10 protein-coding genes and 1 pseudogene are annotated in these 13,870 nt (G+C 71.0%); all 11 read right to left on the reverse strand.

The window, feature by feature from the left end:
- Positions 1-36: 36 nt before the first annotated feature.
- Positions 37-1,629 carry a phosphoglycerate dehydrogenase gene (serA, locus tag Q8S40_RS14075; RefSeq protein ID WP_304812938.1) on the reverse strand — a complete coding sequence of 531 codons (1,593 nt, stop codon included), beginning with the start codon at positions 1,627-1,629 and terminating at the stop codon, positions 37-39.
- Positions 1,626-2,825 (reverse strand): phosphoserine transaminase, encoded by a 1,200-nt coding sequence (locus Q8S40_RS14080; RefSeq protein ID WP_305670885.1) that lies wholly within the window; start codon positions 2,823-2,825, stop codon positions 1,626-1,628. The genes serA and Q8S40_RS14080 overlap by 4 nt, the downstream gene beginning before the upstream one ends.
- A 95-nt stretch (positions 2,826-2,920) precedes the next feature.
- Positions 2,921-4,042 carry a C4-dicarboxylate ABC transporter gene (locus Q8S40_RS14085; RefSeq protein ID WP_304812934.1) on the reverse strand — a complete coding sequence of 374 codons (1,122 nt, stop codon included), beginning with the start codon at positions 4,040-4,042 and terminating at the stop codon, positions 2,921-2,923.
- Entirely contained in the window at positions 4,039-4,902 is an 864-nt protein-coding gene (locus Q8S40_RS14090; RefSeq protein WP_305670886.1) for a PhzF family phenazine biosynthesis protein, read from the reverse strand. Before Q8S40_RS14090 ends, Q8S40_RS14085 begins: the two co-directional genes overlap by 4 nt.
- Positions 4,899-5,729, reverse strand: coding sequence for a bifunctional hydroxymethylpyrimidine kinase/phosphomethylpyrimidine kinase (thiD, locus tag Q8S40_RS14095; RefSeq protein WP_305670887.1), 831 nt, complete (start codon positions 5,727-5,729; stop codon positions 4,899-4,901). The genes Q8S40_RS14090 and thiD overlap by 4 nt, the downstream gene beginning before the upstream one ends.
- Complete coding sequence (gene glmM / locus Q8S40_RS14100; RefSeq protein ID WP_305670888.1) at positions 5,726-7,117, reverse strand: phosphoglucosamine mutase; 1,392 nt, start codon at positions 7,115-7,117, stop codon at positions 5,726-5,728. The genes thiD and glmM overlap by 4 nt, the downstream gene beginning before the upstream one ends.
- A gap of 87 nt (positions 7,118-7,204) precedes the next feature.
- Complete coding sequence (locus tag Q8S40_RS14105) at positions 7,205-8,797, reverse strand: hypothetical protein (protein ID WP_305670889.1); 1,593 nt, start codon at positions 8,795-8,797, stop codon at positions 7,205-7,207.
- A 157-nt stretch (positions 8,798-8,954) separates the two neighbouring features.
- Positions 8,955-10,001 (reverse strand): dihydropteroate synthase, encoded by a 1,047-nt coding sequence (gene folP / locus Q8S40_RS14110; protein WP_305670893.1) that lies wholly within the window; start codon positions 9,999-10,001, stop codon positions 8,955-8,957.
- Positions 10,002-10,140: 139 nt separating this feature from the next.
- Positions 10,141-12,081, reverse strand: a complete 1,941-nt coding sequence (gene ftsH / locus Q8S40_RS14115) for an ATP-dependent zinc metalloprotease FtsH (RefSeq protein ID WP_305670890.1) — start codon at positions 12,079-12,081, stop codon at positions 10,141-10,143.
- Between the two features lie 140 nt (positions 12,082-12,221).
- Positions 12,222-13,424, reverse strand: coding sequence for a tRNA lysidine(34) synthetase TilS (gene tilS, locus Q8S40_RS14120; protein WP_305670891.1), 1,203 nt, complete (start codon positions 13,422-13,424; stop codon positions 12,222-12,224).
- 70 nt (positions 13,425-13,494) lie between these two features.
- Positions 13,495-13,870 (reverse strand): annotated as a pseudogene (locus Q8S40_RS14125) (hypothetical protein); the annotation flags it as partial.

Below are 13,870 nucleotides of genomic sequence, written 5' to 3' on the forward strand. Positions count from 1 at the left end.
CGAAGGGCGGGCTCTCTCGCCCGCCCACGCCAACGGTCAGAACGCCAGCGGCGTCGCCCGCACCACCAGCGGCAGGGCGCGCACCGTGGCCAGCACGGCATCCGGCACCGGCGCATCCAGGCCAACCAGGCAGATCGCATCCCCGCCCGGCGTGTTGCGGCCCAGATGGAAGGTGGCGATGTTGATGCCCGCATCGGCGAGCGTCGTGCCGAAACGGCCGATGAAGCCGGGGCGGTCCTGGTTCGTCACATACAGCATGTGGGGCGCGAAATCGGCCTCCACCGCGATGTCCTTGATCTCCACCAGGCGCGGCTTGCCGGTGCCGACCAGCGTGCCGGCGACGGAGCGGTTGAGCGCCTGCGTCACCACCGTCACGCGGAGCAGGGTCGCATAATCGCCGCTGCGTTCCAGCACCGTCTCCGCCACCTCGATGCCGCGCTCGCGCGCCACCACGGGGGCGTTGACCATGTTCACCGCGCCCATCATGGGCGTCAGCACACCGGCCAGCGCGGCAGCCGTCAGCGGCCGCTGGTTGAGCTCGGCCGCCTGGCCCTCATAGGCCACATGGATCGCCTTGATCTCCTCGCCCTGGGCGGCGGTGAGCTGGCCGGCGAGTGCGCCGAGCTGGCGGGCGAGTTCCATGTAGGGGCGCAACCGCGGCGCCTCCTCCGCGGTGACGGAGGGCATGTTGATGGCGTTGGAGACGGCGCCGGTCAGCAGGAAGTCGCTCATCTGCTCCGCCACCTGCAGCGCCACATTCTCCTGCGCCTCGGCGGTGGCGGCGCCCAGATGCGGGGTGCAGACCACATTCTCCAGTGTGAAGAGCGGGCTGTCGGTGGCGGGTTCCACCTCGAACACATCCAGCGCCGCGCCGGCCAGATGGCCGGAGGTCAGCGCCTCGAACAGCGCCGCCTCATCCACCAACCCGCCGCGGGCACAGTTGATCAGCCGCGCGCCCTTCTTCATGGCGAAGATGCGTTCGCGCGACAGGATGTTCTTCGTCTGCTCGGTGAAGGGCGCGTGGATGGTGATGAAATCCGCCCGCGCCACCAGCGTGTCGAGATCCACCTTCTCCACGCCAAGTTCCACCGCCCGCTTCTCCGACAGGAAGGGGTCGAAGGCGATGACCTTCATGTGCAGGCCGGCGGCCCGGTTGGCGACGATGCTGCCGATATTGCCCGCACCCACCAGGCCGAGCGTCTTGGCCGACAGCTCCACCCCCATGAAGCGGTTCTTCTCCCACTTGCCCGCCTTGGTGCTGGCGCTGGCTTCCGGGATCTGCCGGGCGAGGGCGAACATCATCGCGATGGCGTGCTCCGCCGTGGTGATGGCGTTGCCATGCGGCGTGTTCATCACGACCACGCCGCGCGCGGTCGCGCTCGACACATCGACATTGTCGACGCCGATGCCGGCACGCCCCACCACCTTCAGCCGCGGTGCGACATCCAGCACTTCCCGCGTCACCTTGGTGGCGCTGCGGATCGCAAGGCCGTCGTAATTGCCGATGATCTCGCGCAATTCGGCGGGCTTCAGGCCGGGCTTGAAATCCACCTCGATGCCGCGGCCCTTGAAGATGGCGATGGCGGCGGCGGAGAGCTTGTCGCTGATCAGGACCTTGGGCGCGCTCATGCCGCCACCGCCTTCTGCTCGGTGGCGATGCTGGCAAAGGCCCAGTCGAGCCAAGGCAGCAATGCCTGGATGTCGCTGGTCTCCACCGTGGCGCCGCCCCAGATGCGCAGGCCCGGCGGGGCATCGCGGTAATTCGCGGCGTCCAGCGCGACGCCTTCCTTCTCCAGCATGCCGGAGAGCTTCTTGGCGACGGCCGCCTGGCCCTCGGCATCGAGCGCGGTGAACCAGGGTGCGACGATCTTGAGGCAGATCGAGGTGCAGGACCGCGTGGCCGCGTCCTCCGCCAGGAAGGCCGCCCAGTCGCTGCCGGCGACCCAGTCGGCGATGGCGGCGAGGTTGGCTTCTGAACGCGCGACGAGGCCCTTCAGCCCGCCAACGCTCTCCGCCCAGCGCAGCCCGTCAATCGCATCTTCCACGCAGAGCATCGAGGGCGTGTTGATCGTCTCGCCCTTGAAGATGCCCTCATTCAGCTTGCCGTCCTTGGTCATGCGAAAGATCTTCGGCATGGGCCAGGCGGGCTTGTGGGATTCGAGGCGGGCGACGGCACGGGGCGAGAGCGCCAGCATGCCATGCGCAGCCTCGCCACCCAGCACCTTCTGCCAGGACCAGGTCACCACATCCAGTTTTTGCCAAGGCAGTTCCATGGCGAAGGCCGCGGAGGTCGCGTCGCAGATCGCAAGGCCCTCGCGGTCATCTGCGATGAAGTCGGCGTTGGGCAGCCGCACGCCGCTGGTCGTGCCGTTCCAGACGAAGACCAGGTCGCGCGCCTTATCGACCTGAGCCAGGTCCGGCAGCTTGCCGTAGCCGGCGGAGATCACCCGCACATCATCCAGCTTGAGCTGCTTGGTGACATCCGTCGCCCAATCCTTGGAGAAGGATTCCCAGGCCAGGATATCGACGCCGCGCGGCCCGAGCAGCGACCACAGCGCCATCTCCACCGCGCCGGTATCCGACGCCGGGACGATGCCGAGGCGCCAATCCTTCGGCATGCCGAGGATCGCCTTGGAAAGCTCAATGGTCTCGGCGAGCTTCGCCTTGGGGTCCTTGGCGCGATGGCTGCGCCCGAGCAGCGCGCCATCCAGCGCCGCCAGCGACCAGCCGGGGCGCTTGGCACAGGGACCGGAGGAAAACTTTGGATTTTCCGGCCTGTCGGCCGGGCGGGGGTTCTTCGGACGCAGGTCCGGCTTTGCGGTCATATGCGGCTCCCTTCCAGAAGCAGATGCGCTCCGGTGGGGGAGCGTGGCCCGCCGCGAGGGTTAGACCCGCGCCGCGCGCCGCGCAAGCATCCGCTTCAGTGGGCCTCGGGCCGCAGGAAAACGCCGGAACGCGCCGCCCGCAGGGTGCGCCAGGCGACCCAGCCGGTCAGCCAGGTATTCAACGCCAGCGCCAGCCAACCAAAGACCGGGTGGAAGCCGAGCCCCATCAGCATGATGGCGAAGGCGGCGGAAGGGAAAGTGACGCCCCACCAGGACAGGCTGAACGGCACGCGCGCCAATTCCCCCGCCAGCGACAGCACCGCCGCCGCCACCAGCAGCGCCACGCCGGTGAAGGCCAGCGCCACGCCATGCGTATCCCCGACCAGCGCCGCCAAGGCCAGCGCGCCCACCGCGGGCGGCGCCACGAAGATCGCGACGCTCGGGCGCATCGCAAACGGCAGCGGTGGCCCGGCCACCAGCCGGTACAGCAGCAGCGGGAACACCGCCAACCACAGCAGCGTGCCGACGCCGAACATCATCCAGGATGCATCAAGGAAGCCCATCCGCACGCCGAAGACCGGCGCCAGGATGTTGCCGACGAAGGGGATCAGCAGCGGCGGCGCCAGCATCGCCGCCTCCCCCCGCCCGGCCAGCACCCGGCGCAGCAGCAGCATCGCCACCACCAGGTGCAGCGCCACCGCCACGCACCACAGCCCGGCACCGAAGCCAGGCGCATGGGGCCAGACGGCGCCGGCCAGGATCATCAGCCCGATCGTCGGCGCCGCGGCGAAGGCGACGCGCACCGGGTGGCGCAGTTCGGCCAGCATGGCGTCCGGGTAGCGCAGCGTCCGCAGCACCTGGCCGACCACCACCACGAGCCAGACGAGCGCGGTCAGCAGCAGCAGCGCGCCGCCGATCACGGAAGGCGCGCCGAGCAATTCGGCTGCTTCCCGCCAGGCCAGGCCGAGGCCGCCCAGGCCCATCGGCAGCACCAGCAGCGGCAGCGGCAGATGCGCGAGGCCTGGCGGCGCGGCGGGCACCGGCACGGCAGCCAGCACGGGCGCGGCTGCGGGCTGCGGCGCAGCCTGGCTCGGGACTGCCAGCGCCGGCCCGTATTCCGGCGCGTCCACCGGTGCGGCGCTGGCCGGGATGGCGCGCTTCGGCGCGGCGGCCTTGGTCCGGGGCTTCGCGGTGCCGCGCTTGCCGCTACCGCTCATAGCTCGATCTCCCCGCGCAACATGGGCACGCAGCCACCGCCGACCGTGGCGCGAATGCCATCCCGCGCGCGGCGCGCGGTGGTCCGCAGCAGGCTCGGCCGGCCCATCTCGACGCCCTGGGTGATGTCCCAGGCGCCCTGTTCCTGTCCCGACAGCTTCAGCAGCAGGGCGGCGAGCGGCGTGGCCGCGCTGCCCGTGGCCGCATCCTCCACCGTGCCGCCGAGCGGGGCAAACATCCGCGCCCGCACCGCGTTTCCGTCCGGCGCATACAGATACAGGGCGAAGCGCCCCTGCAGCGCCGGCACCGCCTCCAGCCCCGCCCGGAATCCGGCGAAATCGGGCTGGGCACGGCCGAGCGCCTCCGGCGTCACTTCCGCGAGCACGAAGAAATTGCCGGTGCCGGCGCGCACCGGCGCGTGGCGCGCGACCACGATATCCGCCTCCGCCAGCCCCGTCGCCCGGGCGATCAGCGCCGCGGGCAGCTCCACATCCAGCGTGAGAGGCTGCGGCGCGGCGATGGTGGTGCCTTGTTCCTCCACCCGCACCTCCACCAGGCCGGCGATCTCCTCGAAGCGCAGCACGCCATCCACCGCGCGGTCCGCCAGCACGAAGCCGGTGCCGACATTGGGGTGGCCGGCGAAGGGCATCTCATATTGCCGGGTGAAGATGCGCACGCGCGCGGTATTGGCCAGGTCCGCCGGCGGCAGCACGAAGGTGGTCTCGGAGAGGTTGAACTCCGCCGCCAGCGCCTGCATCTCGGCATCGCTCAGACCACGCGCATCCGGGAAGACGGCCAGCGGATTGCCACCGAAGCGACGGTCGGTGAACACATCCACCGTCACGAAATCAAAGCGTCTCAATTCAGCAGCTCCAGGCGGGCGGGGTCGAGCGTGATGCCATGGCCGAGCGGCCCATGACCCTGCCCCAGCCCGGGCGCGGCGCGCATGGCAGCCCGCACATAGGCGCGGGCGCGCAGCACCGCGTCGCGCAGCGACATTCCCTGGGCGAGGCCGCAGGCGATGGCCGATGCCAGGGTGCAGCCGGTGCCATGGGTGCTGGTGCTGGCGATGCGCGGGCTTTCGAAGGTCTCGCGGCCCTCCGCGGTGGCCAGCACATCGGTCAGCACGGCGCCGTCCAGATGCCCGCCCTTCACCAGCACCGCGCGCACGCCCATCCGCAGCAGCGCATCCGCCGCGCGGTGCATGGCGGGCACATCGGCCACGGGGAAGCCGACCAGCGCCTCCGCCTCCGGCAGGTTGGGCGTGATCAGGGCGGCCATCGGCAGCAGCCGCTCCGCCAGTGTGGCCACCCCATCCGCCGCCAGCAGACGGTGGCCGCCCTTGGCGACCATCACCGGGTCCGCCACCAGCGGAATGCCCGCGCCATGGGCGGCCAGCGCATCGCAGACCGCCCCGATGGTGGCGACATCGGCCAGCATGCCGGTCTTGATCGCGTCGGCGCCGAGATCCTCCAGCACCATGCGGATCTGGAGCTGGATGAAAGCCGGCGGCACCCCCATCACGTCCTGCACGCCGAGCGTGTTCTGCGCGGTCAGCGCCGTCACCGCGGTCGCCGCATAGCCCCCCAGCGCGGTGACGGATTTGATATCCGCCTGGATTCCCGCCCCGCCGCCGGAATCGGACCCGGCGCAGATCAGCACCCGGCCCTTCGCCCGAAGCCCGCTCATTCCGCCGCGCCGGCCTTCTTCAGCGAACCCGCCGCCGCGCGCGCCCGGATCAGCGCGGAAAGGTCGGCCACCGTGCGCCGCATCTCCGCCGCATCCTCGGCCTCCGCCATCACCCGGATCAGCGGTTCGGTGCCCGAGGCGCGCACCAGCACGCGGCCGCGATTGCCGAGCTTCTGGCCCGCCGCCGCGATCGCCTGCTCAACCTCCGAATCACTCAGTGGGGAGGTGCCGGTGTAGCGGATATTCTCCAGAAGCTGCGGCATCGGCGTGAAGCGGCGGCACACTTCGCTCGCCGGGCGCCCCTCCTCCACCAGCAGCGCCAGCACCTGCAGCGCGGCGAACAGGCCATCCCCGGTGGTGGCGAAATCGGACAGGATCACGTGGCCGGATTGCTCACCGCCCAGGTTGCAGCCGGCCTCGCGCATCTTTTCACCGACATAGCGGTCACCGACCTTGGTGCGGTGCAGCGCCAGGCCCAGCCCCTCCAGGTGCCGCTCCAGCCCGAGATTCGACATAACGGTGGCGACCACGCCGCCGCCCGTCAGCTTGCCTTCCCGGTGCCAGGCGCCGGCGATGGTGGCCAGGATCTGGTCGCCGTCGATGATCCGCCCCTGCTCATCGCACAGCGCCAGCCGGTCCGCATCGCCATCGAGCGCGATGCCAAGATCGGCGCGGCGTTCGCGCACCAGCTCGCCCAGCTTCTGCGGCGCGGTGGCGCCGCAATCGCGGTTGATGTTGAAGCCATCCGGCGCGACGCCGATGGAGACCACCTCCGCCCCCAGCTCCCACAGCACCGTGGGCGCCACCTTGTAGGCGGCGCCATGTGCGCAATCGACGGCGATGCGCAGCCGCTCCAGGCTGCGGCCCCGCGGGAAGGCGGCCTTGGCGGCCTCGATATAGCGGCCGGGCGCATCCTCCAGCCGGCTGGCGCGACCCAGCTTGGCAGGCGCTGCCAGTGAATCAAGAAAATTGGGCGCATCCATCAGCGCCTCGATCGCGGCTTCCTGGGCATCGGACAGCTTCAGCCCATCCGGGCCGAACAGCTTGATGCCGTTATCCTCATAGGGGTTGTGGCTGGCCGAGATCATCACGCCGAGGTCGCAGCGCAGGCTGCGGGTCAGCATGGCGATGGCCGGCGTCGGCAGCGGCCCGACCAGCACCACATCCATCCCGGCGCCGACGAAGCCCGCCGTCATGGCCGGCTCCAGCATGTAGCCGGACAGCCTGGTGTCCTTGCCGATCACCACGCGGTGCTTGTGCGCGCCGCGATTGAAGAACTTGCCCGCCGCCTGGCCGAGACGGAGGGCTGTGCCGGCATCCATCGGCGGCTTGTTGGCCGTGCCACGGATACCATCGGTGCCGAATAGCCTGCGAGTTGGTGCGCTCATGCCTCCGCTTATAGCGTCCGCATCAGGGTTTGAAATCTGCGCGGTCGTTGCATCCGGCTTTCGTCATCACGCTGCCGCGACCAGCGCCTATTGGCGCAGCAGCACCAGGGCGCCGCCATCCAGCCGCCGCCCTTCCCGCCGCAGCACCACATTGGCATCCGGCAGGGTCAGGATCAGCCGTTCCCCGGCGATTTCCTCATAGCTGCCGGCAAACGTCATCTGCGTCGCCTGCTGGGTCACCAGCACGCGGCTGGCGTCGAGGAACTCCAGCCGCATCGCGCCATCCGCCGTGGCATAAAGCCGCCCGGCCAGCGGCCCGGCCTCCCGCGCCGCCTCGGCCGCGGCCTCCGCGGCGATCTCGGCTTCCAGCTCCGCCCGGCGATCCGCCAGCGCGGTGGCGTAGCGTGTGGCGAAGGGCGCCGGCAGCGCCGCCAGCCAGGGCGGCGGGCGCAGCTCATCCAGCCCCGCCGCCGGCACCTCGGCCAGCACCGCCTCGAACTGGGGCAGCGCGGCTTCCGCGATGGCGGCAATGCGCCTTGTGCTCGCATCCTCGAAGGCAGCCAGCGCCCCGGCTTCGGCATGGGGCCGCAGCGCCGCCGTCACTTGCTGGCGCAGCAGCACCGATTGGCCAAGCGCCTCCAGCGTCTCCGGCTGTTCCGCCATTTCGCGCTCCACGCGGCCGAGCAGCGTGGCCGCCAGGCTGCGGGAATGCGCCTCCAGCTCCGCGGTCAAGGCGGCGGAACGGTCGGGCGGCAGCGCGCCGAAGGCGGCATCGCGGCGAATCGCGGCCAGCATGCCGAAGGCCATCGGGCTGGCCGGGACATTGGTGATGCGGCGACGCAGCGTGGCCTGCATCTCATCCAGCAGCGCCGCGCGGCGGGATTGCTGGGCCGCGATCACCTCCGCCCGGTCCTCCGGCCGCAGCACCGGCATCACCGCGCCCTTCTCCAGCGCCTCCAGCGCTGCCAGGCCACGCGGGGTGGCGGGCAGTTGGGCCAGCGCATCGAGGCTGGATTGCCGCGCTTCCGCCAGGCGCTGCGCCCGCTGGCGCTCCAGCTCCGGCAACAGCAGGCGGGGGCGATCCTCCGGCAACAGATAGGGCACCAGGCGCAGCAGGTGGCTGCCGGTGCCGCGCGCCGGCCCGGGCAGGTCGCGCAGCGCCAGTTGCGCCGCCTGCCAGCCCGCCGGATCGCCGGCCCCGGCCAGCGCCGCGAGGAAGGGCAGCAGCGGTGGCGCGAAAGCCTGTTGTGCCAGCCGGTCCAGTTGCACCGGCAATTCATCCAGCACCCTCTCGCGATGCTCCAGGAAGCTGGTGGTCGCCCCGGCCACCAGGCGTTGCGCCTCGGTCAGCGCCGGCCGGTGCGGAGCCATCTCCCGGTCCCGGATGCAGGCCCGCAGGCGCGCATTGAGGGTGCGGAGGTCCAGCCGCCCCCATTCCAGCGCCGGCTTGCCGAAGGTGGCGGTGGTGACGGGGGCCAGGAACAGGCCGGGCAGCGTCAACTCCCGTCGCGGCGCCAGTTCGGCCCAGCCGAGGCTGACGCCGAGATCGGCATGCACCGCATCCTCCCGCGCCCAGGCGACCAGTTCGGGGCAGGTCGTCTCGCCAAGCTGCGCGCGCGCCGCGGCGCCCGGCAGCAGCAGGGGAAGAATCAGCAGAAGGGCGCGCAGCGGCTTCGGCACGGGGTTTGCTCCGTCTCAGGCAGATCGCGCCCCGAGCAGCGGCGCGCCGCCAGCGAAATAAACTACCGCGGCACGCCGCGGACGTCACGTATCGCGGAGCAATCCGGTGCGGCGGCGCAATATTTTCTTCCACCGCAAACAGCGACTTACGCCAAGGTCAGAGGTCTTCCTCCTCCGCCCCACCGGACAGCGCCTGCCAGATGGACAGCGCCTGCACCGTCTCCGCCACATCATGCACCCGCAGCATCGCCGCCCCGCGGGAGGCTGCGGCCAGTGCCGCCGCGACCGAAGCGGGCACCCGTTCGGCCGGTGTTTCCACGCCGGACAGCGTGCCCAGGAAGCGCTTCCGGCTGGCGCCGAACACGATCGGGCAGCCGATGCCGGCGAGCAGCGGCAGGCGTTCGATCAGCGCCAGATTGTGCGGCAGGCGCTTGCCGAAGCCGATGCCGGGGTCGACCGCCAGCCGGCCCCTCGGCAGGCCCAGCCGTTCCGCCGCGCTGACACGGTCGGCCAGGAACTGCGCCACCTCTAGCGCCACATCGCCGTAGCGCGGGTTCTGCTGCATGGTGCGTGGGTCCTCGCCCAGCATGTGCATCAAGATGACGCTGGCCTCCGACCGCGCCAGCACCCGCGCCGCCGCCGGGTCGTGGCGCAGCGCGGTGATGTCGTTGACGATCTCAGCCCCCGCCTCCAGCGCGGCCAGCATGGTCGCGGCATTGCGCGTATCGATGCTGATGGTGGCGGCCTTGGCCAGTTCGCGGATCACCGGCAGCACGCGCCGGCATTCCTCCTCCGGCGCCACCGGCTGCGAACCGGGCCGGGTGCTTTCGCCGCCGATATCCAGCAGATCCGCGCCCGCCTCCAGCATGGCATGGCCGGCGGCGATCGATTCGGCGATGCCCCGGCCACCATCCGAGAAGCTGTCGGGCGTGACGTTGACGATCCCCATCACCAGCGGGCGCCCGCCCTCGCAGGGCATGGGCAGGCCGGCGAAATGGGGCAGCGCGCGGGTCAGCGCCAGCACCTGCGCATGCCAGGCCTCCGGCACGTCCGAAAGTGGCAGCGCGGTTGTCGGTGCATCCGGCCCGATCAGCCGCACCAGGGTGAAGGCCAGCGGCCCACCCGCCAGCGGCAAGGCAAGGTCCGCGGCCAGCGCGGCGGCGGCGGCCTGGCCCTCGATCAGGCCCAATGGCTCGACCCACATCTCGGTCACGATTCGCTGGCCCCCGGCTGCGCTGGCGCCTGACGATGCCCCGGCGCGACGGCGTGGCAAAGCACCGTGTGGGGCAGAAACGAAAACGGCCCGCTTGCGCGGGCCGTGAAGACTTGGCGGAGGCTCCGTCTCAGGTGCCGGGCGCCGGCGCCAGGCCCGGGCCGGGCCCGGGATTCGGGTTCGGCCGTGGCGTCGGGCGCCCGCTGGTCGGCACGCTGCCGCGGCCCTGGTTCACCGGCTCATCCGGGCGGACCCGCACGATCGGCTCGCCCTTGATGATCAGCTTGATCTCGTCGCCGGAGATCGTCTCGTGCTCCAGCAGGCCCTTGGCCAGCAGGTGCAGTTCGTCGATGTTCTCGGACAGAACCTTGGTGGCGCGGGCATAGGCGTTGTCGATGATGGTGCGGATTTCGCCATCGATCTTCCGCGCCGTCTCCTCCGACAGGTTCTTCGACTGGGTCACGCTGTGGCCCAGAAACACTTCCTGGTCGTTCGAGCCATAGGCGATCATGCCAAGATTCTCGGACATGCCCCATTCCGTCACCATCCGGCGGGCCTGGTCGGTCGCCATCTTGATGTCGCCCGAGGCGCCGTTGGAGACCTTTTCCGGGCCAAAGATCAGTTCTTCCGCGACGCGGCCGCCCATCGCCATGGCGAGCTCAGCCTTCATCTTGGACTTGTGCTTTGAGTAGCGGTCACCGGCCGGCAGGGACATCACCAGGCCCAGCGCGCGGCCGCGCGGGATGATGGTGGCCTTGTGGACGGGATCGCATTCCGGCTCATGCATCGCGACCAGCGCGTGGCCCGCCTCGTGATAGGCGGTCATGCGCTTCTCATCCTCGGACATGACGAGGCTGCGGCGTTCCGCGCCCATCATCACCTTGTCCTTGGCCGCCTCGAACTCCGCCATGCCGACGGTGCGGCGCCCGGTGCGCGCGGCCAGCAGCGCCGCCTCGTTTACCAGATTGGCCAGGTCGGCGCCGGAGAAGCCCGGCGTGCCGCGCGCGATCACCTTCGGCTCGACATCGGAGGCCAGGGGCACCTTCCGCATGTGGACCCGCAGGATCTTCTCGCGGCCATTCACATCCGGGTTCGGCACGACAACCTGCCGGTCGAAGCGGCCCGGACGCAGCAGCGCGGGGTCCAGCACGTCCGGCCGGTTGGTGGCGGCGATGATGATGACGCCCTCGTTCGATTCGAAGCCGTCCATCTCCACCAGCATCTGGTTCAGCGTCTGCTCCCGCTCATCATTGCCGCCGCCGAGGCCGGCGCCGCGATGGCGGCCCACGGCGTCGATTTCGTCGATGAAGATGATGCAGGGGGCGTTCTTCTTGCCCTGTTCGAACATGTCGCGCACGCGGCTGGCGCCGACGCCCACGAACATCTCGACGAAGTCGGAGCCGGAGATGGTGAAGAACGGCACATTGGCCTCGCCGGCGATGGAGCGCGCCAGCAGGGTCTTGCCGGTACCGGGCGGCCCCACCAGCAGCACGCCCTTCGGGATCTTGCCGCCGAGCCGCTGGAACTTCTGCGGATCGCGCAGGAATTCAACGATCTCCTCCAGCTCCGCCTTGGCTTCCTCGATGCCCGCCACGTCATCGAACGTGACGCGGCCCTGCTTTTCCGTCAGCAGCTTGGCCTTGGACTTGCCGAAGCCCATCGCCCGGCCGCCACCGCCCTGCATCTGGCGCATGAAAAAGATCCAGACGCCGATCAGCAGCAGCATCGGGAACCAGGAAATCAGGATCTGGAACAGCGGGTTGACGTCCGACTCCTCGGGCCGCGCGACGACGCGCACGCCACGTTCCGTCAGGCGGCTGACCAGCTGCGGGTCTTCCGGCGTGAAGGTGGAGAAGCTGCGGCCATCATTGAGCTGCCCGGTAACGGTGCGGCCCTGAATGGTCACGTCCCGGACATGGCCGGCATTCACCTCATTCAGGAAATCCGAATAGGCGACCTGTTGCGCTGCCCGGTTGCTCCCGCCATTGGAGGGTTGGAACAGGTTGAACAGCGCCACCAAAAGCAGCGCCACGATGACCCACAGCGCCAGGTTCCGGCCAAAATTGTTCACGTTTGCATCCCTTCGGGGCTTCCCACGCTGGATATCGCCAGCCTATCGGGTGGCCCGCTCCGCACTCAAGATAGGTGCGCCCGCGCCGGCTTCCATCCCGTGAATGAGACATCGTGGATGGTTGCCGGCAAAGGCGGCGCTCAACCCACCGCGCCGCCCGGTGGCGCGAAGCGCATCCGGATGCCGAAGCTGGTTTCCGGGCCAGGATAGGACAGTGCGGGCACCGCGACCAGCACAGTGTCGCGATCATTGGCGGCAAGCCGCCACAAAGCCGGCAGGGTCCGGAGCACGGCCGCGGGCAGCCAGCCAGGACGGTCCAGCCGCGCCCCGGCTGCGCCCAGCGCGCCCAGCATCAGGCCGGGGCTGGGGGCACCGGAGAGACGGAATCGGCCGTCCCAGATCGCGCCGTCCCGCGCCGGAGTCGGCGGTGCCATCGCCGCTTCCTCCCGCAGCAGCAAGCCTTGCCGGGTCAGCCTCGCGCCGCCCAGCGTGCCGGCCTGGCGCGCCAGCAGCCCCGCCACCGCCCCGGCCGCAGGCGCGTAATCCGCCCCGCCGATCAGCCGCAGCAGCCCGCCCAGCGCCGCGATCGCCACCTCATCGCGTCCCAGCGCCGCCAGATCCAGTCGCGCAAAGCCGTGCTCCGACAGCATCGCCGCCCGCGCCAGCCGCGCCGCCACCGCGGCCTGCCGCGCGGCGCGGCGCCGGGCGAAGGCGGCGCCGGCCTCGGCCAACGCGGTGGTCGCCGGCCCATCCCCCTCCGGGTCGGCAAGGGTGGCGCGCAACCGGGCGCGGGTGAAGCGCGGATCGGCATTGGAGGGGTCGCGCACCGGCCGCAGCCCGGCCGCCGCCACCACCGCTTCCAGCCGGGCCGGGCTGGCGCCCAGCAGCGGGCGGATCAGCAATGCGCCGCCAGCACTGCGGGACGGCGCCATGCCAGCCAGGCCCGCGGCCCCGCTGCCGGCCAGCGCGCGCAGCAGCAGCGTCTCCGCCTGGTCGGCGCGATGCTGGCCGAGCGCCACCCAGCCGGCGCCAACCTCCGCCGCCAGGGCCAGCAGCGCCGCCAGCCGCCCCTGCCGCGCCCGCGCCTGCACCGCGGCGCCTGGCGGCAGGTGCAGCGGCAGGATGCGGCAGGCGATGCCACGCGACTCGAGCCAACCGGCAACGGAGGCGGCCTCGTCCGCGCTTTCGGCGCGCAGGCCATGGTCCACGATACCGGCGGTCAACGCGCCGCCGCGCAGCGCCAGCCAATCCGCCAGCAGCAGCGCCAGGGCCAGGCTATGCGGCCCGCCGGAGACGCCGGCGACGATCCGCGGCGCCACACCGAAGGGGCCGAGCGGTGACATCCAGCGCGCGAAATCAGCCGAGATCAGAGGGGAAGTAGGTGCCTCAGCGGCACTGGCAGCCTTCAGTGCCTCAGCGGCACTGGGCGCGGCGACGGGCATCGGCCGCCTGGTCCGCCACGGCGCCACGCAGGGCCGGGAAGCGGGCTCGCAGATCGTTCAACTGGCTGCAGGCGTCGCGATTGTTGTTCAGGCCGATCAGCGCATTGGCAACGCCCAGCATCGCCTCCGGCGCACGGCTGCCTGTGGGGCTGCGGCGGAAGGCGTCGTCATACGCCACGGCGGACGCGGCGAAATCCCGGCGACCAGCCAGCGCGGCGCCCAGCAGCAGCTGCGCGTCGCCCGCACGGGCCGCATCGCGGGAGGCGATCACCTCCCGCGCCGCGGCTTCGGCCGCGACCCAGTCCCGCCGCCCAAGTGCCGCCTGGCCATCGGCCAGGGCGCGCTGC

The organism is Falsiroseomonas sp. (assembly GCF_030695085.1).
Taxonomy (GTDB): Bacteria; Pseudomonadota; Alphaproteobacteria; order Acetobacterales; family Acetobacteraceae; genus Falsiroseomonas.